Here is a 26,182-nt window from a genome sequence, read left to right as displayed (position 1 = left end):
GGATGACGGCACATGCGACTCCGACGCAGCCGTCCGGTTATCGTCGTCTGCGGCCTGGCCGCGATGGTCCCGCTCGGCGCGTGCGCCCCGTCGTTCCCCGCGCAGAGCGCCGGCCTGCCTGATGTCGCCGCCGTGCAGACCACCGCCCCGCTGCCGACGGACACGGCGTTCCCCGAGGAGACGCAGGACGCCGCGGAGACCCCCAAGGCGGATCAGGAGGGCGATTCGGGCACGTGGCTCACCAAGTGGGGGCCGCTGTCGGAGACGGACCGCTCGCTGATCAAGAAGGTCCGGCTCGCCACCCTGTGGGAGATGGTCATCGCCCAGGAGGCCGTCCAGAAGGCGAGCACGGCCAAGGTCCGCAAGATCAGCTCCGAGATCGCGTCGCAGCACCACGAGCTCGACGAGGCGGCACGCGACCTCGCGACCAAGCTGAACGTGGAGCTGCCCGTCAGGCCCACCGACGACCAGCAGAGCTGGATGTCCGACATTTCCGGGCGCACGGGGATCGACTACGACACCACGTACGTGAAATGGCTGCGCCTGGCCCATGGCCAGATCTTCGGCCTCATCGGCACGGTCCGCGGCAGCACGCAGAACACCCTGGTCAGGGCGTTCTCCGAGCAGTGCAACGCGGCCGTGCTCAACCACCAGCGCCTGCTCGAGAGCACCGGACTCACCACGCCGGAGAGCTTCCCGACCCCGAGCGCCTGACGCCGGGCAGCCCCTGTCACAGCGACCCCTCCCTGGGCGACATGACCGGGCGGCCGTCCGGCACCAGGCCCAGCGAGATGGACAGCTGGCGCGCCGCCTCACCGACGGCGGCGCCGATCTCGTGCAGCCGGGCCGCCGTGTGCGTCCGGGTCACCGACACGCTGAGCGCCGCCGTGATCAGCCCCCGGTGATCGCGTACGGGCGCCGACACCCCGGCCTTGCTGTCCTCCAGCTCGACGTCCGTCACGGCGTAACCACATGACCGTACGTGGGCCAGGTCGGCCAGCCACTCCTCCGTGCCGCTGACCGCCGAGTCGAGCCCGGAGGGCAGGGTGGTGGCGCGCAGCAGCTCGCGTATCCGCTGGTCGTCCCAGTCGGCGACCAGGGAGCGGCCCGCGGCGGCCATGAGCAGCGGCACGGAGATGCCCTCCCAGACCCGGTGGTAGACCCGCGACGACGGCACCGACATCAGCGTCAGCACCAGGTTGCCGCGCAACACGCACAGGTAGGCGTCCTCGTCGAAGGCGGTGGCCAGGCCCCGCAGGTAGGGGGCGGCGACCTGGACCAGCCTGGCGTGCTGGGTGCGTGCGGCCAGCGCGAACAGCCGCCACCCGAGGCGGTAGCGCCGGGTGATCGGGTCGCGTTCGACCATGCCTTCGAGTTCGAGCGCGCGCAGCGCTCTGGACACCTGGCTCTTCTCCCGGCCCAGCCGCTGCGCGATCCAGCTGACACCGAACCCGTCGGCATCGCGGCCATCCCCGTGACCTGCGAGAAGTTCGAGGATCTCCATGTCCCGGCGTAGACCTGCCGAGGGCACCATCGGCTTGTCCGTCATCCCTATCCGTTCATAACAGAACCATTGCACTACTGTTGCGCTAGTTGCACCTAGTTTTGCGCTCACCGCAACTAATCGCATACGTTTGCGAACCCATGCAAGCGTAAAGGAAGCCGGTACCCCCATGAATTTCAGCGAGTACGTGGTCTCACGCTGGGACACCCTCTCGCTGGCTGCAGCCGAGCACGCCCTCGTCGTGGGGATCGCCATAGCGATCGCCACCGTGGCGGGCGTCGGGATCGGGCTCCTCGCCTATGACGCCCCGAAAGTGCGGAGCACCTCGGTGGCGATCTCCGCCGGGATCCTGACGGTCCCGTCGCTCGCGCTGCTCACCCTCCTCATCCCCATCGTCGGACTGGGCTGGGGATCCACGCTGGTCTCGCTGACCGCCTACGCGTTCCTGCCGATCATTCGCAACACCGTCACCGGGATGCGCGGCCTCGACGCGGCCACCGTCGAGGCGGGCCGCGGGATGGGCCTGAGCCGCACCCGGCTGCTGCTGCGGGTCCAGCTTCCGCTGGCCTGGCCGCTGATCCTGACCGGCGTGCGCATCTCGACGCAGATGCTGATCGGGATCGCCGCCATCGCCGCCGTCGTCGACGGCCCTGGCCTGGGCACGCAGATCTTCGAGGGCCTGTCCAGGCTCGGCTCGGTGAACTCGCTCAACGCCACCCTCGCGGGAACGCTGGGCATCGTGGTCATCGCCATCCTGTTCGACCTGTTCTTCTTCGCCGTTCGCTACATCACCACCCCGAGGGGGCTTCGTGTTCGACCGTGACACCGAAGGCGTGCGCATCGAGCTGCGCTCGCTGACCAAGCACTATCCGGGCCAGCCCGCCCCAGCGGTCGACAACGTCACCCTCGACATCCCGGCCGGCGAGCTGGTCGTCTTCGTCGGCCCCTCGGGCTGCGGCAAGACGACCACCATGAAGATGATCAACCGCCTGGTCGAGCCGACGTCCGGCGAGATCCGCATCGGCGGGCAGGACGTGCTGAGCCTCGACCCCGACCAGCTGCGCCGCCACATCGGGTACGCCATCCAGCAGGTGGGCCTGTTCCCCCACCAGACCATCGCGCAGAACATCGGGCTGGTCCCCAACCTGCTCGGCTGGACGGCCGACCGGATCTCCGCCCGCGTCGACGAGCTGCTGTCGCTGGTGAACCTGGAGCCGTCGGCCTTCCGCGACCGCTACCCCCGCCAGCTCTCCGGAGGCCAGCAGCAGCGCGTGGGCGTGGCCAGGGCGCTGGCCGCCGACCCGCCCGTGATGCTCATGGACGAGCCGTTCGGCGCCACCGACCCCATCACGCGCGAGCACCTGCAGAACGAGTTCGTCAAACTGCAGAAGCAGCTGCGCAAGACGATCATTTTCGTCACGCACGACTTCGAGGAGGCCATCAAGCTGGGCGACCGCATCGCCGTGCTGCGCGAGGGCTCGCACATCGCGCAGTACGACACGCCCGCCGCCATCCTCGCCGACCCCGCCGACGACTACGTCGCGAGCTTCATCGGGCAGGACGCCACGCTCAAGCGGCTCGCGCTGATGCGCGTGTCGGACGTGCCCGCCACGGGCTCGCCGGCCGGCCCGGGCCTGCCGCGGGTGTCCGCCGACGCCAGCCTCCGCGAGGCGCTGGACACCATGATCGCCCATGGGGCCGACAGCTGCGCCACACCGGCCGGGGTGCTCACCTACTCCGCCCTGTGCGAGGCCGTGGGCACCCGGTCCGGCGCGCAGGAAGACGTGGTGTCCAGTGACCGCTGAGACCCTGGCCGTCGGGCGGTCCCGGAAGCTCGGCCGTACGTTCGGCGCGCGCCACCTGTTCACGCCCGTCGCCCTCTGCGCCGTCCTGGTCGCCCTGTACGCCTGGGTCAGCACGCTCGAACTCGACTCGATCGAGCAGCGCAGCCTCAACCAGGCGGTGATCCTGGCCAAGGCCGTCGAGCACATCCAGATGACGGTGGCCGCCACCACGCTCGTGGTGATCATCGCGATCCCGCTGGGCATCGCCGCCTCGCGGTCGAGGAACCGGCTGATCACCCCGATCATCCTCACCGTGGGCAACCTGGGCCAGGCGGTCCCGTCCATCGGCCTGCTCGTTCTGGCCACGTTCCTCATGGGCGTCGGCTTCCAGACCGCGCTGGTCGGCCTCGTCGCCTACGCCGTGCTGCCCGTCCTGCGCAACACCATGGTCGGGGTCCAGCAGGTCGACCCGGCGCTCATCGAGGCCGCCCGCGGCATGGGCATGACCAGGGGCCAGATCCTGCGCCGGGTCGAGCTCAAGCTGGCCGTGCCCGCCATCCTGGCCGGCCTGCGCACCGCGCTGGTGCTGACCGTGGGCGTCGCCACGCTCGGCGCCTTCGTCGCCGCCGGCGGCTTCGGCGAGCTGATCGTCAACGGCCTCAAGCTCAACCGCATGCCCGTGACCATCGTCGGAGGCGTGCTCACCGCGTGCATCGCCTTCTTCATCGACTGGCTCGGCGGGCTCGCCGAGGACCTGCTCAAGCCACGCGGCATGTGACCACGCTTTCGGTAATCACCCGATCACATAGCAAGAAGGTGCTTCGAATGTTCTCCCGCCCGCTTCGACGGACGTTCACCCTGCTCGCAGCCGCCGCACTCTCGATCACGACCCTGAGCGCCTGCGGTTCCTCCGACGCCGTCGAGGCCGGCAGCGCGGGCGACGAGCTCAAGGGGACCAAGTACATCGTCGGTTCCAAGGACTTCACCGAGAACATCGTCCTCGGCAAGATCGCCGTGCACCTGCTCAAGGCGCACGGGGCCGAGATCGTCGACAAGACCAACCTCGGCGGTACGGTGCCCAACCGCAAGGCCCTGGAGTCCAAAGAGATCGACATGTACTGGGACTACTCCGGCACGGGCTGGATCGAGTTCCTGAAGAACACCAAGCCGATCCAGGACTCCGCCGAGCAGTTCAAGGCCACCGCGGAGGCCGACCTCCAGAAGAACAAGATCCACTGGATCGGCCCCACCCCGCTGAACAACACCTACGCCCTGGCCATCCGCTCCGAGAAGGCCAAGGAGCTGGGCGTCAAGACGGTCTCCGACGTGGCCGAGCTGGCCAAGACAAACCCAAAGGAAGTCACGATCTGCATCGAGACGGAGTTCTCGACCCGTGACGACGGGCTGCCCGGCCTGAGCAAGGCGTACGACATGACCATCCCCAAGGACAACATCTCCCTGCTCGACACCGGCGTCGTCTACACCGAGACCGACAAGGGCGAGACCTGCAACTTCGGCGAGGTGTTCACCACCGACGGCCGCATCGCCGCTCTCGACCTCACCGTGCTGGAGGACGACAAGAAGTTCTTCCCGATCTACAACGCGGCCATGACCCTGCGGGAGGAGACCTACCAGAAGAACCCGGCGATCGAGAAGGTGCTCCAGCCCGTGATCGCCAAGCTGGACGACGCGACCATGCAGCAGCTCAACGCGCAGGTCGACGTCGAGGGCATGGAGCCGGGCAAGGTCGCCGCCGACTGGCTGGACAAGCAGGGTTTCCTCGGCAGCGCGGCCTGACCCCCTGATCGCGCGGTCCGTCACCTGGGGTCCATCAGGTGACGGACCGCCGGACCCGGCGCTCGCCCAGGTTGCGGGCCCGTCGGGCCGGGTGGCACGTGGCGTGCCCGCTCAGGCGTCGGGCCAGCCGAGCGGGTGACTGCCGGCTCCCAGGGCCGGCGCCGCCGGCTCGCCGCCCGCCTCGTTGAAGGCCGTCATCGCCGAGACCAGCGCCTGGCGCTCCGCCGGCGACATGCGCGAGACGATCGCCGCGATCTCGTCCCGGCGGCGGGCTGTCACCTGGCCCACGATGCGCCTGCCCTCATCGGTCAGGCGCATCAGGCTCTCCCGCCGGTTCATCGGATTGACCTCGCGGACCACCAGTCCCGCGGCGGCGAGCCGGTCGGCCATCCGCATGGCGGTGGAGGAATTGACGTCGAGCAGCTCCGCCATGGTGACGAGTTTGGTCTCGCCGTGTCCCGAGAGCACCACGAGCATCCGGAACTGCGGCAACGTCACCCGGTCGGCGACGGCGCCGAGCGAGCGCGCCGCGATCGCGACCAGCAGCCGCGAGCCCGCCAGCACCGCCGAGATGACAGCGGCCTGATCCTCACCGTTCATCTGGGCGGATTGACGCTCTGGCATAGAACTGTTCTACACGGTCGAGGCCGTGGATCCGCAGGGCGACCCGGCTGCCGATTCCGTGGATCCGCAGGTCGCGTGATCGCGGGCCGGCCTCGACAACCACGGCGCGCCACGCGCGCGGGGACGGATCCCGGAACTCCGCCCGCGGTGACAGCGGAGTCACTAATGTTGCATACTGCAAGAATGTGGAGAGCCACGTTGGGAGTCCCTCAGGTGCATGTGCCCCCTCTCCAGACCGGCCGCCGTTCCCGTCATGTGGAGACGGCCTGAGACATGGCGATGTCCAGAGACGAGCGGCGAGCGCTCGCGGAGATCGAGGAGCGGCTGGCGCACGAGGATCCCGTGCTCGACAAGCTGCTGGCGGGGCCGCGCGGCAAGGGCGTCGAGCTCGATCCGCCCCGCGGGCTCGACGCCCTGAGCACTCCGGCGGTCGTGTTGTGGGCGCTGGCCGCGGCCACCAGCGTCGTCCTGGTGCTCGCGGTGGCCATCCTGCTGTCCTACCAGGACTGGTCGGGCACGCTGCGGCCGTCTCCGACCGCGATCCCCTTCAACGGCCCCTTCCCCGGCCCCGGCGCCACCGAGCTCAACGACCAGATGAGCTGACGCCGCTCCAGTGAGCGGCGGTGGAGGCGCGTTCGACCAGGTCGGGCTGGTAGACGACCTGGCGATGTTCGTGACCGGCCGGCTGGTTGGCCTCCTCCAGCAGCATCAGCGCGGCGGTGTGGCCGAGTTGCTCGCGCGGCTGCCGGATCGACGACAGCGGCACGGCAGCCGCGGCGGCGAAGTCGATGTCGTCATAGCCGAGGATCGCCACGTCGGCCGGCACCCGCAGGCCCCGCTGGGTCATCTCCTGCAACGCCCCGATCGCGACCAGGTCGTTGGCGCAGAAGAGCGCGGTGGGGCGTTCGTCGGGAGGGAGCCCGGCGATCTCCGCGCCGGCCGTGCGCCCGGTGACCACCGTGAGGTCGGGCAGCGGGATGACGGTCAGCGCGTCGGCCGGGCCCAGCACGCTCGCCAGACCGTGGTGCCGCTCGCGCACCTGGCGGACGGTGAACGGCCCGCCGGTGAAGGCGATGCGGTGATGCCCCCGCTCGCGCAGGTGCAGCCCGGCCAGGCGCCCGCCGAGCACGTCGTCCACGGCGACGGCACAGCCGTGGCTGTGCGGGGCGGAGCTGTCGAAGCGCACCACCGGGATGCCGCGGGAGAGGAGCCGGCTCAACCGCTCCTCCTCGCCGCTGTCGTTGACCGGCGTGATCAGCACGCCCAGCGGTCGCTGCTCCTCGAACGTCTGCAGCAGCCCCGCCTCGCGGGCGGCGTCCTTGTTGCTGTTGAAGACCATGACGTTGACGTCGAGCGGCTGTGCCGCGGTCTCCACGCCCCTGAGCACGTCGATGAAGAACGGGTTGGCCAGATCGAGGGCGACGACGCCGAGGGTCCGGCTGCGACCGGCCCGTAACTGCCGGGCGGAGCCGTTGCGGACGTAGCCGAGCCTGGCGATCGCCGCCTGCACCCGCAGCCGCGTCTCGGGGGCCACCATCTCGGGCCGGTTGAGCACGTTGCTCACGGTGCCGACGGAGACCCCGGCGAGCCGGGCGACCTCTTTGATGCTCGACATCGTTCCTCGTGTCCGGTGGTCACCGCTGATCCTACCGCTTCTTCGCACGGTTGTTCCTGGACGCTGCGCCGACCCGCGTCACTGCGTGGACGTGCCTTTTGTGGGTACGTGGAGCGGACACTCGTACCGTGGGGAGGGCGGATGCGCTCATCCATCAGTCTCGGCCGGATCGGGGGGATTCCGGTCGGGCTCAACGCCAGCGTGCTGGTCATCGTGGTGATCCTGCTCGTCGGGCTCGCCTTCGGCCGGTTCCCCGCGGTCTTCCCCGGCTACTCTCCCGTGGTGTACCTGCTGGCCGGGCTGGCCACGGCCCTGTTGTTCCTGGCCTCGCTGCTGGCCCACGAGCTCTCCCACGCGCTCATGGCCAAGCGCCATGGCATCGACGTGGCGCACATCACGTTGTGGCTGCTCGGAGGGGTGGCGGAGCTGCGCGGCGAGCCGCGCTCGCCGGGAGCCGACCTGAAGATCGCGGCGGTGGGCCCGCTCACCAGCCTCGTGTGCGGCGTGATCTTCGGGGCCATCGCGCTCCTCGTCGCCGCCGCCGACGGGGCGCCGCTGCTGGCCGGGATGTTCGTCTACCTCGCCGCGGTCAACGTGATCCTGGCCGTGTTCAACCTGATCCCGGCCGCGCCGCTGGACGGAGGGCGCGTGCTGCGCGCCGCCCTGTGGTCGCGGTGGGGCGACCGCACCAGGGCGGCGGTGACCGCCGCCCGCGCCGGCCGGGCCTTCGGCTACGTCCTCATCGTTCTGGGCTTCCTGCAGATCGTCACCGGGAGCGGGTTCCAGGGGCTGTGGCTGGCCCTGATCGGCCTGTTCCTCGTCAACGCCGCCAGCGCCGAGGAGCAGCAGGCGCAACTCGGCTCCGCGCTGCACGGCGTCAGGGTCGGGGACGTCATGTCGGACCGGCTGGTCATCGCCCACCCGGACGAGACCGTGGCCGAGCTCGTCGACCGGGTCGTCATGCGCGAGCGGCTGTCGACGTATCCGCTGGTGGAGCACGACATGCGCTTCCTCGGGCTGGTCACGCTCAACCGCATCCGGCAGGTGCCGCCGGACGCGCGGCCGGTGACGCGGCTGCGCGACATCGCCTGCCCTCCCGGCCAGGTGCCCGCCGCCCGGCCGGACGAGGCGCTGACCGACCTGCTGACCAGGATGGGCGGGTGCGCCGACGGCCGCGCCGTGGTGCTCGACCCGGACGGGCGGCTGATCGGGCTGCTCACGCCCAGCGACATCAGCCGCGTGATCCAGACCGCCGGGCTGCACGCCGGCGACCCCTACCACGCCCCCCGGGGCGCCGACCTGACGACGCGTCATCCGGACCGGCCCCTCGACCGCTCAGGCCGCTGACCCGCCGCCGCGCAGGATAGGGCAGCCGGGTGCGCGTTCCCGCACGGGGAAACGCGCACCCGCCGGGCTTACGGTTGCCTCGCAACGCACGCCGAGAGGACGGGGAGAGTAACGTGCGAGCGAGGACTGCGGCCGTCGCGGCCGCACTTTCACTGACAGGGACCCTGGTCGCGGCGAGCCCCGCGGCGGGGTCGGCGTCGTCCACCTTCTCCTTCAGGCCCGCGGTCACCACCCATGAGGCTGGCACCGACAAGTGCCCGGGCACCGACCAGTGGTTCAGGGACTCCGCCGAAGGCAAGGGGATCGCCTGGACGTGGACCAACGGCAGGCATGTCTGCGTCCAGGTCGCCTACATGGTCAGGTACACCTGGACGACGTGCGACTTCTTCTTCTACGTCCCGCCGAAGCTCGCGACGGCGGTCGTACGGTTCCACATCCGTGGGGACGGTGACTTCCGCCCGGCACGCAGTGTCGTGCGAGGGCCGGGCATCCCGGTGAATGAGGAACCGGTCAGTGGCTGGGTGCGGATCGGAAGCGGGAACCGGGTCAGGTCGATCCACTTCACCGACGCCAACAGGCAGGACTACCGGGCGGCGCGCATCGGCTGGGGCATGGAGGCCGACAACGGGATCAAGCAGGTGTGCGGCCCTGAGCGCCGCCGCCCGCTCTAGCGGACGCGGCGCCGGACAGGCGGAGCCGGCCGCGGATGTCGCCGAGGCGCTCGGCGGCGTGCGCGGCCAGCACCGGGTCGATGGTGCCCCGGTGCCGGCGCAGGCGTTCCTCCGCGGCCCGTACGTCACGTTCGACCAGCTCGAACACCTCGGCCCGCCCTCGCGCGTGGCCCTCGCGCTCGGCGGCCCGCCGGCGGCGGGCGATGAGGGCGTCCAGGTCGGCGGAGTCCTGGCGCAACATCGTCCGCACGCCCGTCGCCCCCACGGCGAAGATGGCCGGCCACACCAGGATCACGAGGTCCCGCGGCTGCGGCGGCGCGGGCAGCAGCGCCGTCCCGGCCGCGACGATGGCCGCGGACGCGGCGACGGCCGCCCACCGGTGCTCGCGGCGCAGGTCCGGCCAGGAGAAGACGACGAGCGGGATGACGAAGTCCAGGAAGTAGAGGAACGGCGCGCGGATCAGGCCGCCGCTGGCCACGTTGCTCATCAGCAGCGTGCTGGTGATCGCGTCCACGGCGCCGAAGAGCAGGGCGGCCGCGACGACGCCGGGCCGCGCCGCCGCTTTCCCCGCGCGTACGGCGAGGTGCGCGCGCCAGGCCAGCAGGAGCCCGGCGCAGGCGAGGGCGACGCCCGCGGGCCACGGCACCGCCTCGAACGACGGAAGGCAATGGGCGAGCGAGCCCAGCGTGCTCAGCCCGATGATGAGCGGGCCCAGATCGTACGGCCCGGCCACGCGTCCCGGGTCGGCCGCCAGCCGCACCGGCCGGCCGTCGACGACGAGCCGGCGCTCCTGCCCCAGCGGGCCCGTGCCGCGCGCCGACACGGTGACCCGGCCGCGCGGCCGCAACTCCGTCAGCACGTGACCGAGCAGCTCGACCTGGCTGGGGACGAGCAGCAGCGTGCCGTCTCCCTCCCTGACCCTGAACTCGACGTCGTGGGTGAGGTCGGGATCGGCGCTGTTGTGCAGGACCTGCCACGCTGCCCTGCCCGGCCAGCCGCGCCCGGCTCGCGGTCGCCTCCCGCTCGGCGTCCGCCTCCCGCAGCCGCTGGGCGAGCTGCCGGTCCAGTTGACGCGCTCCCCGGCCTGACGGCCGGGGATTCAGCCCGTGTCGCTTCATGCGGCACCTCTGAGGCTTCCTGCTTCACCGGCCTGCGCCACCGTGAGCGGTGGTCTTACCTGGCCTCCACAGGCGTTTAGCCTCTCCGCCCGTCCGGCGGCGAGGATGTTGAGCGCGGCGTTGACGTCCCGGTCGTGGGCCGCCCCGCACGGGCAGGCCCACGACCGGACGTCCAGCGGCATGGACTCGGCAACCGCGCCGCAGGCCGAGCACAGCTTGCTGCTAGGCAACCAGCGGTCGACCTTCACCAAGATCCGGCCGTGCCGGGCGGCCTTGTAGGCAAGCATGTTCACGAACGCCGACCATCCGGCGTCGTGCACACTCTTGGCCAGCTTCGTGCGGGCCAGGCCCTTCACAGACAGGTCCTCCACCATCACCGCTTGGTTCTCACGGATGATCCGGGTGGAGAGCTTGTGCGCGAAGTCCCGGCGCGCGTCGGCCACCCTCGCGTGTGCGCGGGCGAGGCGGACGACGGCCTTCTTCCTGTTCGCCGACCCCTTCGCCTTCCGCGACAGGGCCTGCTGTGCCTTGCGCAGCCGCCGCTCGGCGCGGCGCAGGAACCGCGGGTTGTCGATCTTCCGGCCGTCCGAGAGGACCGCGAAGCGGGTGAGCCCCAGGTCGATACCGACCTCGTTCGTGGCCTCTGGCAGCTGCTCGTCTCCGACCTCGACCACGAACGAGGCGAAGTATCGCCCGGCTGCGTCCACAACGACCGTGACGCTGGAGGGCTCCGACGGCAGGGAACGCGACCAGCGCACCGGCACGTCCCCGATCTTCGGCAGGCGCAGCTTCCCACCCGCCGTGACCGAAAACCGGGAGTTCTTGGTGAACCGGATCGCCTGCCGCCGATCCTTGCGGGACCGGAACCGGGGCGCGGCGGCCTTCGGCCCCTTGCGCTTGCCGGTGATCGAGGCGAAGAAGTTGCGGTAGGCCGTGTTCAAGTCGGCCAGCGCCTGCTGCAGCACCACCGCCGACGCCTCGCCCAGCCAGGCCCGCTGCGAGGTCTGCTTCGCCTGCGTGATGACCCGCTTGGACAGCTCAGCGTCCGAGACGTACGGCAGTCCCTGCTCGCGGGCGTCCTGCCGTGCGCGCAGCCCGTCGTTGAACACCGTCCGCGCACACCCGAACGCCCGCGCCAGCGCTTGACGCTGACCGGCGGTCGGGTAGAGGCGGAAGTTGTACCGGAGCTGCACGGTACGATCCTATCCGATATGACACTACGATGGTGTCATGATTCGGATGACGCTCCGGCTGCCCGACGACGTCCACGCCCGGGTGGCCGCCCGCGCCGAGACCGAGCGGCGATCCCTGAATTCTCAGATCGTGCACCTGCTTGAGATCGCGCTCGCCGCCGCCGAGGCGCACCACGAATCGCCTTGACGGCGATTCGTGGTTCCCTGCCCCGCTACGCGGGAGAGTCCGCTTCACCCCCGGCCTGAAGGCCGGAGCACTGCGGACGAACCCGGTAGCGGCTGATGACCACCCCGCCGAGCACGCCCGCGGCCGGCCAGAGGAACAGCGCGACGGCCGGCTGCGAACCCGCCACCACCAGGGCGACCCCGGCAAGTTCGGGCGCCAGCGAGCGCAGGCGGGCCAGCGTGATCTCCTCTCGCCCCGTCACAACGCGACCGGCCGGGCGAAAGGTTGCAGGCTCGCGCGGGGTCAGGCCTGGCGCCACTCCGCGACGCCGCCGGGCTCGTGCAGCGTGAGGTCCGGCGCGGCCTCCAGTGCCTTCTCCTCTCCCCCGGGCGTGTACGTGACGATCAGCCGCAACGGCCGCCAGGTGGTGTTGTACGTCGAGTGGTAGACGCCCGCGGGGATGTGCACCGTGTCGCCCTCCTTGATGGTGAACTCCTCGCCGTCGTCCACCATCTGGCGGCCCTCACCCGAGATGACGTAGATGATCTCCTCGGCGCCGGGGTGGTGGTGGCGGGCGTGTCCGCGGCCCGGGTTGACGATGACCTCGCCCAGGGTGCTGCTCGCCCCCTCGACGGCCGACGGGGTGACGAACCACTTGATCGATCCCCAGTCGAAGGCCATCGTCGGCACGCTGTTGGGGCTGACGTGCATGTCGGGTTCCTCGCTTTCAGAACGTGAGGGACTTGAAGGCCCGTACCTGCTCGGTGATGGCGCGCTCGGTCGGCAGCCGCTCGACGGACGAGGCGCCGAAGAAGCCGACCACGCCCTTCGTCCGCGACAGGACGTAAGCGGCGTCGTCCGGCTCGGCGATCGGGCCGCCGTGACAGAGCACGAGCACGTCGGGCCGGACGGCGACGGCCGCGTCGCGCATGGCCTGCACGCGCTCGGCGGCCTCGTCGAGGGTCAGCGCGGTGCCGGCGCCGATGCTGCCCTTGGTGGTCAGCCCCACGTGCGGCACCAGCACGTCGGCGCCCGCCTCGGCCATGGCCCGCGCCTGGGTCTCGTCGAAGACGTAGGGGGCGGTGACGAGGTCGCGTTCGCGGGCCTGGCGCACCATCTGCACCTCCAGGTCGTAGCCCATGCCGGTCTCCTCCAGGTTCTGGCGGAAGGTCCCGTCGTACAGGCCCACGGTCGGGAAGTTCTGCACGCCGGCGAACCCCATCGCCTTGAGCTGGTCGAGGAAGAGCGGCATGACGCGGAACGGGTCGGTGCCGCACACGCCGGCGAGCACCGGCGTGTCACGCACGACCGGCAGCACTTCGGCGGCCATCTCGACGACGATCTGGTTGGCGTCGCCGTACGGCAGCAGCCCGGCCAGCGAGCCGCGCCCGGCCATGCGGTAGCGGCCCGAGTTGTAGATGATGATCAGGTCGACGCCGCCGGCCTCGGCGCACTTGGCCGACAGGCCGGTGCCGGCTCCCGCGCCGACGATCGGCTGCCCGGCCGCGACCGTGCTTCGCAGCCTGTCGAGCACGTCCTGCCTGTTCACGTGGCACCTCCGGAGATCATGTGGTGCAGCCGCTCCGCCATGGCGCGGCCGAAGGCGGGGTCGTTGACGTGCAGGTCGAGCTCCTCGACGGGCACTCCGGAGCCGCGCAGCCCTTCGGCCATGGCCTCGAAGCAGGCCGCGTCGGCCTTCGGGTCGGCGAAGGCGCCGCCGGGCGCGTCCAGGGCGGACACGCCCCGGCGGGGCACGAACAGCACGGTGGGACCGCTCGCGTCGCGGAGCTTGGCGGCCACCCGGCGGCCCAGCTCGGCCATCTCCCCTGCCGTGGTGCGCATCAGCGTCACGGTGGGGTTGTGCACGTACAGCAGGCGCTCCTCGAACTCGGCGGGCACGCTGTCGCGGGGACCGAAGTTGACCATGTCGAGCGCGCCGGGCGCGACCACCTGCGGCACGCCGTGCGCGCCGGCCGCGGTGAGCCGGTCGGGCCCCGCGGACAGGACGCCGCCCACGAGGTCGTCGGCCAGCTCGGTGGTGGTCAGGTCGAGCACGCCGGCCAGCATCCGGCTCGCCGCGAGCCCTTCGAGCGCCCGCCCGCCCGCGCCGGTCGCGTGGAAGACGAGCACCTCGTAGCCGAGCTCGGCGAGCCGTTCGCGCGCGGCGTCGACGGCCGGAGTGGTCACCCCGAACATCGACGCGCCGACCAGCGGCCGGTCGGATCCGCCCGCGGTCAGCCGGGCCCTGGCGAGCTGGTGCGAGCGGGCCATCCCCGCGGCCGCGGCGGCGGCGTTGCCGAGGACGGCTCGGGAGAGCCGGTTGATGCCCGCGATGTCGACCACGCTGTACATCATCGCGACGTCCTTCGCCCCGACGTACGGCGAGACGTCTCCCGACGCCATCGTGGACACGATCAGCTTGGGCAGGCCGATGGGCAGGTCGCGCACGGCCCGCGCGGCGATCGACGAGCCGCCGCTGCCGCCCAGCGCCAGCACGGCGTCGGCGCGGCCGTCGGCGTGCAGCCGGGCCAGGATCTCCGCCGCGCCCTGGCCCATGGTGGTCACGGCGGCGCCCCGGTCGCCGGCGTCGCGCAGCGCCCGCAGGTCGCCTCCTCCCGCCTCGGCGACCTGCTCGTTGGAGACGTCGGCGAGCAGTGTCTGGCTGGGGACGCCGACGCCGGCGTCCACCACGACCACGTCGCTGCCCAGCTCCACGAGCCGGTTGCGCAGCCACGCGTACTCCTCGCCCTTGGTGTCGAGTGTGCCGATCAGCACGACGGACGGCATGTCCTGCCACACCCCTCTGTTCGGAGACCTCCTGGATGTTGCCCGCCCCGGCGCACTCCCACGCCTGGCCCGGCAAGGCCGGCGGGCCGGGCGTGGGAGGGCGCCGGCACCCGCCCGATAACCGGTGTCGGCGGCGGGCGGCTTTCGGATAGATTCGGCACCCCGCCGGCCCAGAACCGCAGGAGCGCACATGACCCACGACCGGGCGGCCGACTTCGCCGACGTCTTCCAGCACTTCGCCGTCGGGGAAGAGGGCAGGCCCGAGCGCTCCTTCTATCCGTACGCCCCTGTCTTCCCCGTCCGGCTGAACGGCGCCAAGGCGGTGATCAAGCGGACCACCGGCCCCGTGTCGGCCGCGGCCGCGATCGCCCGATGGGTGGAGGCGCTCGCCGGGGAGGACGTCGGCGTGGTCACCCCGCTCCCCCTGCGCGTCGACAACCCGGCCCAGGTGGGCGACCGGGTCTGGGTGGCCTACCCGTGGGTCGACGGCCGCCCGTACACCGGCTCCCCTGACGACGTCGCCGCGGCCGGCGACCTCCTCGGCCGCATCCACGCCGCCCGGCCGGCCGGCGACGGCATGCCGGAGTTCGGCTGGCCCGATCACGACGCCGCCTCGGTCGAGGAGGACGTCACCGGGCTGCGGCGGGTGCTGGGCGAGCACGCGCCTGACCTGCGCGACGAGGTGATGGCCCGCTTCGAGCCGTGGCTGGAGTCCTTCATGGCGCAGACGCTGCCGCCGGTGCGCGACGGCGGGCTCCCGCGGGCCGCGGTGTCCATGGACTACAAGGCCGGCAACCTGGTCTACGTCGACGGGGCACCCGTGCTGATCGACCCCGACAACGCCGAGTACGCGCCGCGCATCCTCGACCTGGCGCTGGCCGCCCTGCTGTTCCACAACGAGATGGCCACCGCGCCGCCCCGGCTCTTCACGGGCGGCGAGTGGTCGGCGTTCTCCTCGGCGTACCGGCGGCACGTCCGGCTCACCGAGGCCGAACTGGCGCTGTGGCCGGTGGCCGTGCGCTACATGCTCCTGGAATGGGGCGTGTGGACGCTGATCGACGCCGCCGAGTGGAACGACTGGGACGACCCCCGCAAACGCGGCTTCCTGCGCGACCTCGCCACGGTGGACCCCGGCCGGTTCCCGCTGCGCTGACGGCAGGCGCCCGGCGTCACCGGAGCGCGACGTCCCGCAGGGCGAGGGCGCGCTCCTCCCCGAGCCGGAACCCGGTCTCGCGGTGCACGGCGAGGGCCTGCCCGGCGCACTCCGCCGAGCGCCTCGGGTCGCCGAGGGCACGGTGGATCTCGGCCATGGTGGTGAGGGCGTTGCCTTCCTCGACCCGGTATCCGCCGGCGCGCGCGATGGCGAGGGCCCGGCTGACCTGCGGCATCGCCGTTTCCATGGAGCCGAGGCCGAGGTAGGCGCGGCCCAGGCCGAGCAGCGTTCTGACGATCACGTAGTTCATGCCGGCGGCGCGCGCCTGGCCCAGCACGGCGGTGTGGACGCCGGCGGCCGCCGCGTGATCGCCGGCGGCGGTGTGCACCGTGCCGAGGATGGTGGTGACCAGGCACAGCGCGTAGCCGTTCCTGACCTCCCTGGCCAGGCGCTCGGCCTGCCGCGCGTGGTCGAGCGCCAGGTCGAGGCGGCCCGCGTCGCGGTGGATCTGCGCCAGGACGCCGAGGCTCTTGGGCACCTCCACGGAGCGGCCGCTCTCGCAGTTGCTCTCGAGCCCCCGCCCGGCGAGCTGGAGCGCCTCGTCGATGTGCCCGAGCAGCCGGCGGACGCTCGCCAGGTTGGTGAGCTCGATGCCGTTGAGTCCCTCGCCGGCAGCCTCGCGCAACCTCTCGGCGTCGCGGATGTGCGCCTCCGCCTCATGAAGCGCGCCGAGCTGCAGGCAGACCGCGCCCAGGTTGGAGGCGACGACCGCCTGGGTCCTGAGCTGCCCGGCGGCGTGGTAGATCTCCCGGGCGGCGTGCAAGGTCCCCTTCGCTTCCCGCAACGCGCCCCGTTCCACGTGGACGGCGGCCAGGTTGTTGTGCGCCGCGGCCGCACCCTGCGGCCAGCCGGCCCGCCGGGCCAGCACGGCGGCCGCCTCGAAAGCCGCCACCGCCTCGGCGTAGCGGGAGCGCAGGCGGCTGGTCATGGCCAGGCTGAGCTGGGCCGTCACCTGGCCCAGCGGCTCGTTCTCCGCGGCGGCGGCCCGCATCGCGGCCTCGGCCAGCGCCTCCGCGTCGGCGGGCTCGGCCCCGAAACCGAAGTAGGGGCGCAGGACTTCGGCGATCTGCCAGGCGAAGCGGCGGGGCCCCTCGTCGGCGGCGTGCGCCGCGACGGCGACGAGGTTGGCGCGCTCGACGTCCAGCCAGGCCACCGCGTCGGCGCTGCTCACCGGCTCGGGACCGGAGCTCGCGGACGGGCTCACCGGCTCCTGGCGGGACCCCGCGGGCCGGCTCACCGGCTCCTGGCCGGACCCCGCGGAGCGGCTCACCGGCTCCTGGCCGGGCTCCGCCGCTGTCGGTGAGGTGGTGGGCGCCCAGGTCCGTGACGGGTAGGCGACGCGGGCGACGCGCGTCGCCGTCGAGACGTACCAGGAGCAGAGCCGTTCGACCGCCGCGAGCCGGTCGGCGGGCGCGTCGTCCTGCTCGGCCTGGCTTCTGGCGTGTCGGCGCATCAGGTCGTGGAAGGCGTAGCGGCGTGGCAGGTGCTCGTCGACGAGGTGCGCGGCGGCGAGCCGGTCGAGCAGGCGGGCGGCCTGCTCGGTGCCGGAGCCGGCCAGGGCCGCCGCCGCCTCGGCGGTGATGTCGGGGCCGGGCGCGAGCCCGAGCAGGCGGAACAGCCGCTGGGCGCCGGGAGCGAGCCGCGCGTACGACAGGCCGAAGGCGGCGCGCACCGCCGACTCGCCGTCGATCTCGAGGGAGCCCAGCCGGTCGGCGGCCAGCGCCGCCGCGTAGCCGGCGATCGACCAGTGCGGGTTGACGGCGATGTTGGCGGCGGCCACCCCCAGGGCCAGCGGAAGGTGGGCGCAGAGCCGTACGAGCTCCACCGCGGCCTCCGGCTCGTCGGCCACGCGGTCATGACCGACCGCGGAAGCCAGCAGGGCCAGCGCGTCGGCGTGGCCGAGCACGTCGAGCTTGAGCTGCCGGGCGCCGTGGCTGGCGACGAGCCCGGCCAGCCGGCTGCGGCTCGTGACCAGCGCCAGGCAGCCGGGAGCGGCCGGCAGCAGGGGGCGTACCTGCTCGGCGGTCAGGGCGTTGTCGAGGAGCACGAGCACACGCCTGCCCGCCAGGCACGACCGGTAGAGCCCGGCGGCCGCCTCCTCGTCCGGCGGGATCTGCTCGGCCGGCACGCCCAGCGAGCCGAGCATCCGGATGAGTGCCTCGACCGGCGCCATCGCCGGGCCCTGGGAGTGGCCGCGCAGGTTGACGTACAGCTGCCCGTCGGGGAACGAGGCGGCGTGCCGGTGACCGAAGTGCACGGCGAGGCTGGTCTTGCCCACGCCCGCGGTGCCGGCGATGGCCACGACCGCGGGCGCCGTCTCCGCCGCCAGGCACTCGGCCAGCACGGCGAGCTCGCCGTCGCGGCCCACGAACCCGCCCGAGCCCGCGGGGAGCTCCGCGGGGACCAGCAGCACCGGCGCGCCCGCTTGCCGCGCGGGACGCGGCGGCGCGCGGAGCTCCGGGTCGTCGGCCAGGATGGCCGCCTCCAGCCGGCGCAGCTCCGGCCCGGGGTCGAGCCCGAGCTCGTCGACCAGCAGCCGCCGCCCCGTGCGGTAGACCTCCAGCGCGCCGGCCCGCCGTCCCGACCGGTAGAGCGCCAGCATGAGCAGGCCGCGCAGGCGCTCGCGCAGCGGATGCTCGGCCAGCAGCGCCTCGAGCTCGGCCGCCAGCTCGCTGTGCCGGCCGAGCCGCAGCTCCAGCTCGGCCCGCTCCTCGGCGACGGCCAGCCGCATCTCCTCCCACCGGGCCGCGGCGGCGCGGACGTCCTCCGTCTCCATCTCGGTCAGGACGGGGCCGCGCCACAGGGCCAGCGCCTCGCCGAACAGCGTGCTCGCCTCGGCCTCCCGCCCTTCCTCGGCGGCGCGTCGCCCCTCCGCGATCCTGCTCTCCGCGACCGCCGCGTCGGTCGCGGGGGCGCTCAGGCGGTAGCCCGAGCTCTCCGTCACGATGGCACCGGGATCGGCGCCGGCCTCCCGCAGCGCCCGGCGCAGCACGGCCACGGCGATCGTCACCTGGTTGCGCACCGATGTCGGGGGGTCATCGCCCCACGCCGTGGCCAGCCGGTCGGTGCTCACGACCTGGCCCTCGGCCACAAGGAGCATCGCCAGCACCGCCCTGGCCCGCTGCCCCCGCAGCCGCACCGGCTGCCCGCCGGCCACGGCCTCGAGAGGACCCAGAATCTTGAACGCCACCTCATGCCGCGCCATCCCCGACATGCTATCGCCGGGACCGAAGGTCCTGAGGCGTCGTGCGGCCGGAGCCGTGACCTGCCGTGTTCCCGTCGCGCCGGGAAAGGGTAGGAGTCTGGCGGGCTCGCGAATCACCGTGAACGGCGTCATCGGGGGATAAGTCGCAATGGACGGTGTCTACGGGCAGCGGGTGAGTGGTCTGACCTTCGAGGTGCTGGAGCCGGCGCCCGTGGGGATCGCGGTGACGCGCGGGCCCGACCACCGGCTGCTGTACACCAACGAGGCGTACCGGTCCCTGTTCGGAGAGCGGCCGATCGGGTCCCCGCTCAGGATCGCCTTTCCGCACGTGGCCCAGGAGGACTACGTCCCCATCTTCGACCAGGTGCTCAGGACGGGCACGCCGGTGGTCCGCACCGACGCCCCCGGCGGCGAGTGCCTGGAGGACCGGGAACGTTTCTTCACCTTCAGCCTCTCGCGGGTCTCCTTCGAGGACGGCACGTACGGCGTCCTCGCGGTCTTCCTGGACGTCACCGACCCGGCCACCGTGGCGCAGCGGCTCCAGGCGGTGGCCGACGAGCGCCGCCGCATCCTGCGGCGATACCAGAGCCTGGTCCGGGTCAGCGCGCAGATCGTCTGGGTGGCCGACCCCGGCGGCCTGGTGATCGAGCCGAGCCCGGGATGGGAGCGGACGACCGGCCAGTCATGGGACGACTTCCGCGACGACGGCTGGATGAACGCCGTCCACCCGGACGACCGCGCCTCCACGCAGGCGTCGTGGACCAGCGCGGTCAAGGAGGTCTCCGAGGTGTGGGAGCACGTCTACCGGCTCCGCACGACCGACGGCACGTACCGGCACTTCCAGGCTCGCGCCGTGCCGATCCAGGAGAACGGCCGTCTCGTGGAGTGGGTGGGCACCTGCACCGACATCGAGCAGCAGTGGCAGGAGCAGCGGCGCCAGCGGCTGCTCGACTCGGCCGCCGCCGCGACGGCCGACCGGACGAGCCTGGAGGGCATGCTCGGCGCGCTGGCGAACGTCATCGTGCCCGACCTGGCCGACGGATGCGGCGTGCACCTGGTGATCGACCTCGCCGACGGGCTGGCGCGAGGCGGCGACTTCGTGGCCGAGCGCATCGCCACCGCCGCCCGCGCCGGGCTGCCCAGGCTCCCGCCGTTCAGCGAGGAACGCCTGGCCGCGGACAGCGGGTTCGCCGCCGTGGTACGCCGGCGAAGGCCGTTCCGCACGACGTTCGCCCCCGGGTCGCCGCTGGGTGATCTCGTGCCGGCGGGCACACGCACCTGGCTGGAGGCCACCAGGGCCAACAGCATCGCGCTCCTGCCCGTCGTGGTCGACGGCACGCTCGCGGCGGTGGTCACGGCGGCCGCCTGCGGTGACCGCGCGCCGATCGGCCAGAGCACCGTCGCCCTGCTGCGCGAGATGATCGAGCAGGCCCATGACAACCTGAGCAGCGCGATGCGGTTCCAGCGCACACACAAGGTCGCGGTGGCCCTGCAGCACAGCCTGCTGGCGCAACCGCCGCGGGTGCCCGGCATGCAGATCGCCGCACGCTACCGCGCCAGCCCCACCGCCGCCGACGTGGGCGGCGACTGGTACGACTCGTTCGTGCTGCCCGACGGCGCCACCGTGCTGGCCATCGGTGACGTCGCGGGGCACGACCTGCGCGCCGCGGTCACCATGGGTCAGCTGCGCAACATGCTCAGAGGACTGGTCGTGGACCGGCAGGAGCCTCCTGGGGAGATCCTCGCCCGGCTGAACATCGCTATGAAGACCCTCTACTGCGAGGAGACCGCGACCTGCGTGCTGGCCAGGGTCGAGAAGGACGAGGGCGGTCACCGGCTGAACTACGCGGTGGCCGGCCATCCGCCGCCCCTGCTGGTCACCGGCGAGGGCGCGGGCCGTTTCCTCGAGGACGGCGCCAACCCGCTGCTCGGCATCCCGTACGACACCCGGTGCGTGTCCGCGCGGGAGCCGCTGCCTGCGCTGAGCACGTTGCTGCTCTACACCGACGGCCTCGTGGAACGGCACGACGAGCACCTCGACGAGGGCCTGGAGCGGCTGCGCAGGCACGCGTGCGCGCTCGCGCGCCAGCCTCTCGACCGGTTCTGCGACGAGTTGCTCAGTGCTCTGCCGCTGTCGGCCGACGACGACGTGGCCATGATCGCGCTGCGGCTCCCTGAGCCGGCCGCCCGGCACGAGGTGAAAGGCCGGGCGCCGGTCGAGGACCGGTGAAGCGGTGGTCCTGGCGGACGGCCGGCTCCCATGGGGGCGTAACGGATCAGTCGTCCCGCGGTATGGCGGTGGTTCGGGCGGTAGCGCCAGGGTAGCGAAGGCTGGTCGGGCAGGTGGCCGGCGGCACGCTCGTACAGGGGCCCTGGCCGGCCGATACCCGTTGAGCTGGGAAGACGGAGACCGTACATGACCACGTTCAAGCCCCGGGACGAGCCGCTCGCCTCGCCGCCGGAGCCGCCACGGCTCCGCCGCAAGGGCAGGCTCATCGCGGCCTGGCTGGCCTCGACCGATCACAAGGTGATCGGCTACATGTACCTGATCGCGTCGTTCGCCTTCTTCCTCTTCGCCGGTCTGATGGCGCTGGTCATCCGGAGCCAGCTGATCCAGCCGGACCTGCAGCTCGTCAGCCCGCAGCTGTACAACCAGCTGTTCACCATGCACGGCACGCTCATGATGCTGCTCTTCGCGACCCCGCTGTTCGCCGGGTTCGCGAACGTCATCATGCCGCTGCAGATCGGCGCGCCCGACGTCGCCTTCCCCCGGCTGAACGCGGTCAGCTTCTGGTTGTTCCTGTTCGGCGGGCTGATCGTGGCGAGCGGGTTCTTCACCGCCTACGGGGCGGCCGACTTCGGCTGGTTCGCCTACACGCCGCTGTCGGACTCGGTCTACAGCCCCATCACGGGCGGCGACCTGTGGATCATGGGGCTGGTGCTGGCAGGTCTGGGGACCATCCTCGGCTCGGTCAACTTCATCACCACGATCATCTGCATGCGCGCTCCCGGCATGACCATGTTCCGCATGCCGATCTTCACCTGGAACGTGCTGCTGACCAGCATGCTCGTGCTGATGGCGTTCCCGGTGCTGGCCGCCGCGCTGCTCGCGCTGGAGGCCGACCGCAGGTTCGGCACCCAGGTCTACCTGGCCGAGAACGGGGGGCCGATGCTCTGGCAGCACCTGTTCTGGTTCTTCGGCCACCCCGAGGTCTACATCATCGCGCTGCCGTTCTTCGGCATCATCACCGAGGTCATCCCTGTCTTCAGCCGCAAGCCCGTCTTCGGCTACATCGGGCTCGTGGGAGCCACCATCGCCATCGCCGGGCTGTCGATGACCGTGTGGGCGCACCACATGTTCGCGACCGGGCAGGTGCTGCTGCCGTTCTTCTCGTTCATGACGTTCCTCATCGCGGTGCCGACGGGCGTGAAGTTCTTCAACTGGGTCGGCACGATGTGGCGCGGGCACCTGAGCTTCGAGTCGCCGATGTTGTTCTCGGTCGGCTTCCTGGTGACGTTCCTCCTGGGCGGCCTGACCGGCGTCATCCTCGGTTCGCCGCCGCTCGACTTCCACGTCACCGACTCCTACTTCGTCGTCGCGCACTTCCACTACGTGGTGTTCGGCACCGTGGTGTTCGCCATGTTCGCCGGGTTCTACTTCTGGTGGCCGAAGATGACCGGCAAGATGCTCGACGACCGGCTCGGCGCCTGGCACTTCTGGACCCTGTTCATCGGCTTCCACACCACATTTCTCGTGCAGCACTGGCTGGGCGTGGCCGGGATGCCGCGGCGCTACGCCAGCTACAGCGCCATCGACGGGTTCACGGGCCTGCACCTGATCTCCTCGATCGGCGCCTTCATCCTCGGCCTGTCGACGCTGCCGTTCCTGTACAACGTCTGGCGTACGGCCCGCCGGGCCCCGCGCGTCACCGTCGATGACCCGTGGGGGTTCGGCAACTCGCTGGAATGGGCGACGTCCTGCCCGCCGCCGCGCCACAACTTCACGTCCATGCCCCGCATCCGTTCGGAACGGCCGGCGTTCGACCTGCACTATCCGCACATGTGGCACCCCCGGCACGACACGGAGATCGAGCAGGCGAAGCGCGAGACCTGAGCGACGGCGTCTAGCGGCGGACGGCCGCGTCGAGGAACAGCTCCAGGTGTGAGGCGGCGCGACGCCTGCCCTCGTCGTGCAGGTCATCGGGCCCGTGCAGGTAGGTGAGCCGGATGAACACCAGCGGCGCCAGCAGTTCCCAGGCCAGCTCGCCGCCGTCCAGCTCGCCGGCGAGCAGCCGCGCGCGCACGCGCGGCGACAGCAGGCCGCGCTCGGCCCACCGGGAGAAGATCGGGCCGAGCGTCCGCGTGCCCTGGGAGATCATCTCGTTGACGACACCGGGGTTGTCGGCGATCTCCTCGCGCAGCAGGAGCCGGCTGAACTTGCGCGCGGCCGGCTTCTCGAAGAACTCGATCACGCGGGCGACGCACTCGCGCAGGAACGTCTCGGGGTCGTCCGGCGTCGCCTCGGGGCCGGGGAACAGCTCCACGATCACCTGCCCCACCGCGCCGGGGCCGGCCGAGGCCAGCAGCTCGTCGTAGATCGCGCGCTTGCCGGCGAAGTGGCCGTAGAGGCCGGCGTCGCTGAGCCCGGCGGCTCGGGCGATCATGCGGACGGACGTTGCGGCGTAGCCCTTCTCGACGAACAGGTCGAGGGCGACCTCCAGCAGCACGGCCCGCGTGTCCTTGGCGTCTTCCTTGCGCGGCCGTCCCGCGCGGCGCGGCCTGCCCGTCGTGGTGCTCACACCGCCGATGGTAGGCGGTCCGGCGGGCGGCACCGCGCGGCGGACACCTGGGCCGGGACCGGTCAGGCCGGCCCCGGCCCAGGTGCGGAGGGGGTCAGGGACGCCCGGCTTCGGGGAGCTCGAACCAGACGGCCTCCTCGCCCGCCGTCATGGAGACACCCCAGCAGCAGGCCAGGCGGTCGAGCAGCTTCCGCGCCCGGCGAGCCGGACCGGGGCACTGCCCGACCTCGCACCTGCACCACCCGTCCTCGGCGGACAAGCTGATCACGATCTTGCCGGCGGTGTGCCGCAGCGCCTCGTCGACCAGCATGCCGACCAGTGTCTCGGCGGCCTCGACCCGGTCCCGCAGCCCCCACGCCCGCAGCCGGGTCGCGACCATCCGCCGGGCGCTCGGCACCGCCGACGGCGTCGCCGACAACTCCCAGGACACCGCCGGCTCGTCAGCGCCCCATCCGACCCACAGGGCCACATTGTCCCGAAACGCCAGAAATCGGTTCCCGGTCAGGGCATCCAGACTCATACGGGCGCTCTGCGGCTGTTCAGTGGCTCGCAGCATGTTCTGCGGCTGTTCAGTGACTCGCGGCATGGCCCCTCCCCTCTGGTGTGCACCTCACCAGCGTGCCTCCCGCCCACCGGGGAAAGGGAGGTGAGAAATCCCCGTATGGCTACCCATATACGGGAACGTAGGTACGTCGCGCGCCCCCGCCTCGTCGACCGCCGGCGGTCAGCGCGAGACCGCGGCGCGCCCGCGGGTCAGCAGCACCCCCAGCGCGATCATGCCGACGCCGAGGACCAGGTGGAGCCAGTTGTCAGCGGTGTTGAGCGGAACGAAGTTGGCCGCGCTCTCCTGGTTGACGAGCAGCCCGTACAGCCAGAGCACCAGGTAGACGATCCCGCCGACGATCAGGTAGGCGCGCGCGCCCGGCCACGACCGGGCCAGCGTGACACCGGCGATGCCGAAGAGCAGGTGCACGATGTTGTGCAGGATCGACACCTGGAAGATGCCGAGCAGCATCGCCTCGGAGTGGTGGCCGGCGAACTGGAGATCGCCGTAGTCGGTCGTGATGCCCGGGACGAAGCCGAGCACTCCGACGAGCAGGAACACCAGGCCGACGACCAGCGCGGCGAGTTGCACGGGCGAGCGCGTCGCCGACTTGTGCGAAGTACTCATGCTGAGCCTCCTTGACGTTGACCGGTTTCCCGCTACCCTCCCTCGGGCGGATAAGTCGCACCCACCTGGGCTCGCGTATCGTGTGGCGGTGCACGAGACCACAAGCGTTGGAGAGCCATGAGCACGGGTGTCAGACTGATCCGCAACGAGCGGCTGGCGCAGGACGTCGAATACGCCTACGCCTCGGCCGTGGACGCGCCGCTGCGCACCATCTGGGTGGCGGGCGCGTGCCCGCTCGACGCCAAGGGTGCGACGGTGGCGCCGGGCGACTACGCCGAGCAGGCTCACCAGGTGATGCGCAACCTCGTCACGGCGCTCGACGGCGCCGGGGCCGCGCTGACGGACATCGTCAAGACCACGGTCTACGTCGCCTCCTCCGACCAGGCCGACCTGGTGACGGCCTGGCGGGTCTACCGGGAGTACATGGGGACGCACGACGTGCCCAGCACCCTGCTGGGCGTCACCGTGCTGGGCTACGACCACCAGCTCGTCGAGGTCGAAGCGGTCGCCGTGATCGCCGGCGCCTAGCCTGGCCGGGGACGTGCACGTCCATGACGTACGGCCCTCACCAACCACCGCGCCCCCCGCAACACCCCGGCTTCGCACCGCCTCCCGTCGTGATCGACGTCGGCGGGGACGCCAGGGTCAGGGCGCTGATCGGCGGCTCCGTCGCGGGAGTGATCGGACTCATCTCGATCGTCTCGGCGCTCACCGGCCAGGTGGAGGGCGGCGCGGGCACCGCGGTCGTCGCCGGGATCCTCGGGCTGATCTTCCTGGGCATCGGCCTGCTGCCGGTCGTCGCCTGGCGCAGGATCGGCCGGCCGCGCCGGCTCGTCCTCGACGCCGTCGGCTGCGCTGGGACGATCCCCAGGGCAAGCCGTGGGCCGAGCTGTCCGGGGTCGGCATCTCGCGCACGCAGCAGCGCCGCGTCGAACTCGCCGACTCCATCATGCGCAAGACGATGGTCCGCCTCGACCTCTTCCCCGCCGACCCGGGCTTCCGCTCACGCCACCAGGAGATGGAGCACCTGTGGGAGTTCCACACGGTCAAGAACGGCTACCGGCTGCCGCTCGGCTCCAACCCGAAGTACATCCCGGTCATCGAGGACGGCATGCGGCGGTTCCGCCCGGCGGCGTACCTGGGGATCAAGGACGAGGGCTTCATGGTCGGCCTGGTCTGACGCCGCAC

Annotated in this window: 27 protein-coding genes; 14 read left to right on the top strand and 13 right to left on the bottom strand. The window is 71.8% G+C overall.

What is annotated here, in order from left to right:
* Nucleotides 1–12: 12 nt before the first annotated feature.
* Nucleotides 13–714 (top strand): DUF4142 domain-containing protein, encoded by a 702-nt coding sequence (locus tag ABGB14_RS04135; protein WP_347642165.1) that lies wholly within the window; start codon nt 13–15, stop codon nt 712–714.
* 16 nt (nt 715–730) lie between these two features.
* On the opposite strand, the gene ABGB14_RS04130 is transcribed toward ABGB14_RS04135, so the two are convergent.
* Nucleotides 731–1,549: an IclR family transcriptional regulator gene (locus ABGB14_RS04130; protein WP_347642164.1), complete on the bottom strand. Its 819-nt coding sequence runs from the start codon at nt 1,547–1,549 to the stop codon at nt 731–733.
* A 124-nt stretch (nt 1,550–1,673) separates the two neighbouring features.
* On the opposite strand from ABGB14_RS04130, the gene ABGB14_RS04125 reads away from it, so the two are divergent.
* The 4 genes from ABGB14_RS04125 to ABGB14_RS04110 are packed head-to-tail and all read left to right on the top strand — an operon-like array spanning nt 1,674 to nt 5,085.
* Nucleotides 1,674–2,327 carry an ABC transporter permease gene (locus ABGB14_RS04125; RefSeq protein ID WP_347642163.1) on the top strand — a complete coding sequence of 218 codons (654 nt, stop codon included), beginning with the start codon at nt 1,674–1,676 and terminating at the stop codon, nt 2,325–2,327.
* Nucleotides 2,328–2,343: 16 nt separating this feature from the next.
* The gene (locus ABGB14_RS04120; RefSeq protein ID WP_347643120.1) at nt 2,344–3,309 is read left to right on the top strand and encodes a betaine/proline/choline family ABC transporter ATP-binding protein; all 966 of its coding nucleotides are present in this window, start codon (nt 2,344–2,346) and stop codon (nt 3,307–3,309) included.
* Nucleotides 3,299–4,066 (top strand): ABC transporter permease, encoded by a 768-nt coding sequence (locus ABGB14_RS04115; protein WP_347642162.1) that lies wholly within the window; start codon nt 3,299–3,301, stop codon nt 4,064–4,066. Before ABGB14_RS04120 ends, ABGB14_RS04115 begins: the two co-directional genes overlap by 11 nt.
* Before the next feature lie 47 nt (nt 4,067–4,113).
* The gene (locus ABGB14_RS04110; protein WP_347642161.1) at nt 4,114–5,085 is read left to right on the top strand and encodes a glycine betaine ABC transporter substrate-binding protein; all 972 of its coding nucleotides are present in this window, start codon (nt 4,114–4,116) and stop codon (nt 5,083–5,085) included.
* A 111-nt stretch (nt 5,086–5,196) separates the two neighbouring features.
* Here ABGB14_RS04110 and ABGB14_RS04105 read toward each other — a convergent pair whose 3' ends face one another.
* The gene (locus tag ABGB14_RS04105; protein ID WP_347642160.1) at nt 5,197–5,709 is read right to left on the bottom strand and encodes a MarR family transcriptional regulator; all 513 of its coding nucleotides are present in this window, start codon (nt 5,707–5,709) and stop codon (nt 5,197–5,199) included.
* 273 nt (nt 5,710–5,982) lie between these two features.
* On the opposite strand from ABGB14_RS04105, the gene ABGB14_RS04100 reads away from it, so the two are divergent.
* Nucleotides 5,983–6,312 (top strand): DUF3040 domain-containing protein, encoded by a 330-nt coding sequence (locus ABGB14_RS04100; RefSeq protein ID WP_347642159.1) that lies wholly within the window; start codon nt 5,983–5,985, stop codon nt 6,310–6,312.
* Here ABGB14_RS04100 and ABGB14_RS04095 read toward each other — a convergent pair.
* On the bottom strand, nt 6,293–7,324 hold the full coding sequence (locus tag ABGB14_RS04095; RefSeq protein WP_347642158.1) for a LacI family DNA-binding transcriptional regulator: 1,032 nt from the start codon (nt 7,322–7,324) through the stop codon (nt 6,293–6,295). The two genes, ABGB14_RS04100 and ABGB14_RS04095, sit on opposite strands and share 20 nt — an antisense overlap.
* Before the next feature lie 141 nt (nt 7,325–7,465).
* On the opposite strand from ABGB14_RS04095, the gene ABGB14_RS04090 reads away from it, so the two are divergent.
* Nucleotides 7,466–8,671, top strand: a complete 1,206-nt coding sequence (locus tag ABGB14_RS04090) for a site-2 protease family protein (protein ID WP_347642157.1) — start codon at nt 7,466–7,468, stop codon at nt 8,669–8,671.
* A gap of 113 nt (nt 8,672–8,784) precedes the next feature.
* Entirely contained in the window at nt 8,785–9,342 is a 558-nt protein-coding gene (locus ABGB14_RS04085) for a hypothetical protein (protein ID WP_347642156.1), read from the top strand.
* On the opposite strand, the gene ABGB14_RS04080 is transcribed toward ABGB14_RS04085, so the two are convergent.
* Both ABGB14_RS04080 and ABGB14_RS04075 read right to left on the bottom strand, forming a co-directional pair.
* Nucleotides 9,302–10,201 (bottom strand): hypothetical protein, encoded by a 900-nt coding sequence (locus ABGB14_RS04080; RefSeq protein WP_347642155.1) that lies wholly within the window; start codon nt 10,199–10,201, stop codon nt 9,302–9,304. The two genes, ABGB14_RS04085 and ABGB14_RS04080, sit on opposite strands and share 41 nt — an antisense overlap.
* 255 nt (nt 10,202–10,456) lie before the next feature.
* Entirely contained in the window at nt 10,457–11,653 is a 1,197-nt protein-coding gene (locus ABGB14_RS04075; RefSeq protein WP_347642154.1) for a transposase, read from the bottom strand.
* Between the two features lie 37 nt (nt 11,654–11,690).
* Between ABGB14_RS04075 and ABGB14_RS04070 the strand changes: the two genes are divergently transcribed.
* Nucleotides 11,691–11,840 (top strand): Arc family DNA-binding protein, encoded by a 150-nt coding sequence (locus tag ABGB14_RS04070; RefSeq protein WP_347642153.1) that lies wholly within the window; start codon nt 11,691–11,693, stop codon nt 11,838–11,840.
* A gap of 25 nt (nt 11,841–11,865) precedes the next feature.
* Here the strand turns inward: ABGB14_RS04070 and ABGB14_RS04065 are convergent, their stop codons facing one another.
* From ABGB14_RS04065 to ABGB14_RS04050, 4 genes are read right to left on the bottom strand one after another with little or no spacing between them, the layout of a single operon-like run.
* Nucleotides 11,866–12,081, bottom strand: a complete 216-nt coding sequence (locus ABGB14_RS04065) for a hypothetical protein (RefSeq protein WP_347642152.1) — start codon at nt 12,079–12,081, stop codon at nt 11,866–11,868.
* 41 nt (nt 12,082–12,122) lie between these two features.
* Nucleotides 12,123–12,530, bottom strand: a complete 408-nt coding sequence (locus ABGB14_RS04060) for a cupin domain-containing protein (protein WP_347642151.1) — start codon at nt 12,528–12,530, stop codon at nt 12,123–12,125.
* A gap of 16 nt (nt 12,531–12,546) precedes the next feature.
* Nucleotides 12,547–13,368 carry a phosphoenolpyruvate hydrolase family protein gene (locus tag ABGB14_RS04055; RefSeq protein WP_347642150.1) on the bottom strand — a complete coding sequence of 274 codons (822 nt, stop codon included), beginning with the start codon at nt 13,366–13,368 and terminating at the stop codon, nt 12,547–12,549.
* Entirely contained in the window at nt 13,365–14,606 is a 1,242-nt protein-coding gene (locus ABGB14_RS04050) for a Tm-1-like ATP-binding domain-containing protein (RefSeq protein ID WP_347642149.1), read from the bottom strand. Before ABGB14_RS04050 ends, ABGB14_RS04055 begins: the two co-directional genes overlap by 4 nt.
* A 190-nt stretch (nt 14,607–14,796) precedes the next feature.
* Here ABGB14_RS04050 and ABGB14_RS04045 point away from each other — a divergent pair, with 190 nt between their 5' ends.
* The gene (locus ABGB14_RS04045; protein WP_347642148.1) at nt 14,797–15,759 is read left to right on the top strand and encodes a phosphotransferase; all 963 of its coding nucleotides are present in this window, start codon (nt 14,797–14,799) and stop codon (nt 15,757–15,759) included.
* A 16-nt stretch (nt 15,760–15,775) separates the two neighbouring features.
* Here the strand turns inward: ABGB14_RS04045 and ABGB14_RS04040 are convergent, their stop codons facing one another.
* A complete protein-coding gene (locus ABGB14_RS04040; protein WP_347642147.1) occupies nt 15,776–19,024 on the bottom strand; it encodes a BTAD domain-containing putative transcriptional regulator in 3,249 nt (1,082 codons plus the stop codon).
* Nucleotides 19,025–19,172: 148 nt separating this feature from the next.
* On the opposite strand from ABGB14_RS04040, the gene ABGB14_RS04035 reads away from it, so the two are divergent.
* Nucleotides 19,173–21,254 carry a SpoIIE family protein phosphatase gene (locus ABGB14_RS04035; RefSeq protein WP_347642146.1) on the top strand — a complete coding sequence of 694 codons (2,082 nt, stop codon included), beginning with the start codon at nt 19,173–19,175 and terminating at the stop codon, nt 21,252–21,254.
* Between the two features lie 186 nt (nt 21,255–21,440).
* The gene (gene ctaD / locus ABGB14_RS04030) at nt 21,441–23,138 is read left to right on the top strand and encodes a cytochrome c oxidase subunit I (protein ID WP_347642145.1); all 1,698 of its coding nucleotides are present in this window, start codon (nt 21,441–21,443) and stop codon (nt 23,136–23,138) included.
* Between the two features lie 10 nt (nt 23,139–23,148).
* Here the strand turns inward: ctaD and ABGB14_RS04025 are convergent, their stop codons facing one another.
* The 3 genes from ABGB14_RS04025 to ABGB14_RS04015 all read right to left on the bottom strand — a co-directional run bounded on the left by ABGB14_RS04025 (nt 23,149) and on the right by ABGB14_RS04015 (nt 24,994).
* Nucleotides 23,149–23,823: a helix-turn-helix domain-containing protein gene (locus ABGB14_RS04025; RefSeq protein WP_347642144.1), complete on the bottom strand. Its 675-nt coding sequence runs from the start codon at nt 23,821–23,823 to the stop codon at nt 23,149–23,151.
* Between the two features lie 94 nt (nt 23,824–23,917).
* On the bottom strand, nt 23,918–24,253 hold the full coding sequence (locus ABGB14_RS04020) for a hypothetical protein (protein WP_347642143.1): 336 nt from the start codon (nt 24,251–24,253) through the stop codon (nt 23,918–23,920).
* 294 nt (nt 24,254–24,547) lie between these two features.
* Nucleotides 24,548–24,994, bottom strand: a complete 447-nt coding sequence (locus ABGB14_RS04015) for a DUF4383 domain-containing protein (protein WP_347642142.1) — start codon at nt 24,992–24,994, stop codon at nt 24,548–24,550.
* A gap of 117 nt (nt 24,995–25,111) precedes the next feature.
* On the opposite strand from ABGB14_RS04015, the gene ABGB14_RS04010 reads away from it, so the two are divergent.
* Entirely contained in the window at nt 25,112–25,522 is a 411-nt protein-coding gene (locus ABGB14_RS04010) for a RidA family protein (protein ID WP_347642141.1), read from the top strand.
* Between the two features lie 421 nt (nt 25,523–25,943).
* Nucleotides 25,944–26,174, top strand: a complete 231-nt coding sequence (locus ABGB14_RS04005) for a hypothetical protein (protein ID WP_347642140.1) — start codon at nt 25,944–25,946, stop codon at nt 26,172–26,174.
* Nucleotides 26,175–26,182: the final 8 nt, after the last annotated feature.

Source organism: Nonomuraea sp. B10E15 (assembly GCF_039871615.1).
GTDB lineage: Bacteria > Actinomycetota > Actinomycetes > Streptosporangiales > Streptosporangiaceae > Nonomuraea.
The sequence above is the reverse complement of the archived record's forward strand: the minus strand, read 5'-3'. Positions and strand labels throughout refer to the sequence as shown.

Coding starts and splice junctions, on each gene's coding strand:
- ABGB14_RS04110 (WP_347642161.1), top strand. CDS start 4,114: ATGTTCTCCCGCCCGCTTCGACGGACGTTCACCCTGCTCGCAGCCGCC.
- ABGB14_RS04060 (WP_347642151.1), bottom strand. CDS start 12,530: ATGCACGTCAGCCCCAACAGCGTGCCGACGATGGCCTTCGACTGGGGA.
- ABGB14_RS04040 (WP_347642147.1), bottom strand. CDS start 19,024: ATGGCGCGGCATGAGGTGGCGTTCAAGATTCTGGGTCCTCTCGAGGCC.
- ABGB14_RS04095 (WP_347642158.1), bottom strand. CDS start 7,324: ATGTCGAGCATCAAAGAGGTCGCCCGGCTCGCCGGGGTCTCCGTCGGC.
- ABGB14_RS04105 (WP_347642160.1), bottom strand. CDS start 5,709: ATGCCAGAGCGTCAATCCGCCCAGATGAACGGTGAGGATCAGGCCGCT.
- ABGB14_RS04090 (WP_347642157.1), top strand. CDS start 7,466: ATGCGCTCATCCATCAGTCTCGGCCGGATCGGGGGGATTCCGGTCGGG.
- ABGB14_RS04125 (WP_347642163.1), top strand. CDS start 1,674: ATGAATTTCAGCGAGTACGTGGTCTCACGCTGGGACACCCTCTCGCTG.
- ABGB14_RS04035 (WP_347642146.1), top strand. CDS start 19,173: ATGGACGGTGTCTACGGGCAGCGGGTGAGTGGTCTGACCTTCGAGGTG.
- ABGB14_RS04100 (WP_347642159.1), top strand. CDS start 5,983: ATGGCGATGTCCAGAGACGAGCGGCGAGCGCTCGCGGAGATCGAGGAG.
- ABGB14_RS04010 (WP_347642141.1), top strand. CDS start 25,112: ATGAGCACGGGTGTCAGACTGATCCGCAACGAGCGGCTGGCGCAGGAC.
- ABGB14_RS04045 (WP_347642148.1), top strand. CDS start 14,797: ATGACCCACGACCGGGCGGCCGACTTCGCCGACGTCTTCCAGCACTTC.
- ABGB14_RS04050 (WP_347642149.1), bottom strand. CDS start 14,606: ATGCCGTCCGTCGTGCTGATCGGCACACTCGACACCAAGGGCGAGGAG.
- ABGB14_RS04070 (WP_347642153.1), top strand. CDS start 11,691: ATGATTCGGATGACGCTCCGGCTGCCCGACGACGTCCACGCCCGGGTG.
- ABGB14_RS04135 (WP_347642165.1), top strand. CDS start 13: ATGCGACTCCGACGCAGCCGTCCGGTTATCGTCGTCTGCGGCCTGGCC.
- ABGB14_RS04005 (WP_347642140.1), top strand. CDS start 25,944: ATGCGCAAGACGATGGTCCGCCTCGACCTCTTCCCCGCCGACCCGGGC.
- ctaD (WP_347642145.1), top strand. CDS start 21,441: ATGACCACGTTCAAGCCCCGGGACGAGCCGCTCGCCTCGCCGCCGGAG.
- ABGB14_RS04015 (WP_347642142.1), bottom strand. CDS start 24,994: ATGAGTACTTCGCACAAGTCGGCGACGCGCTCGCCCGTGCAACTCGCC.
- ABGB14_RS04130 (WP_347642164.1), bottom strand. CDS start 1,549: ATGACGGACAAGCCGATGGTGCCCTCGGCAGGTCTACGCCGGGACATG.